The organism is Arthrobacter arnarulunnguaqae, from assembly GCF_051262515.1.
Taxonomy (GTDB): domain Bacteria; phylum Actinomycetota; class Actinomycetes; order Actinomycetales; family Micrococcaceae; genus Arthrobacter_N.
This window is the reverse complement of sequence record NZ_JBIMER010000035.1, coordinates 1-972: the sequence shown is the minus strand read 5'-3', so window position 1 is coordinate 972 and position 972 is coordinate 1. Positions and strand designations below refer to the sequence as shown.

Here is a 972-nt window from a genome sequence, read left to right as displayed (position 1 = left end):
TGTATTGACCACGAACGTTGGTAACGCTCGGCGTGGGTGATTGAAACAAGGAAGACCTCCGGGTGAGTGTGGGCTTATTCAGAGTCCGTCTCACCACAGGAGGTCTTCCATGGTCCACGCTAACGCACGTCTCGCGCCGAGGGGGCGGTTGTCCCTGGCCAAAACCATCGTCGAGGACGGTTGGCCCCTGCGGCGGGCCGCAGAGCGCTTCCAGGTCTCGGTCACCACCGCCGCCCGGTGGGCAGGTCGCTACCGCGAGCTCGGCGCCGAGGGCATGGACGACCGTTCCAGCCGGCCCGAGAGCTGCCGACACCGGACCCCGGTCCGCCGCGAGCGCAGGATCATCGCCATGCGCGCGAACCGACGCTGGGGTCCGGCACGCATCGGGTACCGACTGGGGATGCATCCCTCGACGGTGCACAAGGTCCTCTCCCGCCACGGGCTTTCCAAGCTGAGGTGGCAGGACCGCGCCACGGGCCGGAACATCCGCCGCTACGAACACGAACGCCCCGGGGACCTGGTCCACGTCGACATCAAGAAGCTCGGCCGGATCCCCGACGGCGGCGGCCACAAGGCCCTGGGCAAGGCCGCGGGCCGGCGGAACAAGACCGGCACCGCGGCCAACCGCAGGCCCGGCTACGCGTACCTGCACAACGCGGTCGATGACCACTCCCGCCTGGCGTACACCGAGATCCTCGGCGACGAGAAAAAGGAGACGGCTGCCGCGTTCTGGGAAAGGGCCAACGCCCACTTCAACAGCTGCGGCGTCGAGGTGCGGCGCGTGCTGACCGACAACGGATCCTGCTACCGTTCCCACGCCTTCCGGGACGCCCTGGGCCCGGACATCAAGCACAAGCGCACCCGTCCCTACCGGCCCCAAACCAACGGCAAGGTCGAACGCTACAACCGCACCATGCTCGAGGAATGGGCCTACGCCCGCACCTACACCTCGGAGACCGAACGCGTTGCCGC

1 protein-coding gene is annotated in these 972 nt (G+C 68.0%); it reads left to right on the top strand.

Features of this window, described 5'->3' with window-relative positions; genetic code table 11:
* Window positions 1-109: 109 nt before the first annotated feature.
* The coding region (locus ACHAAJ_RS15550; protein ID WP_435729154.1) for an IS481 family transposase at window positions 110-972 on the top strand (863 nt) is incomplete at its 3' end.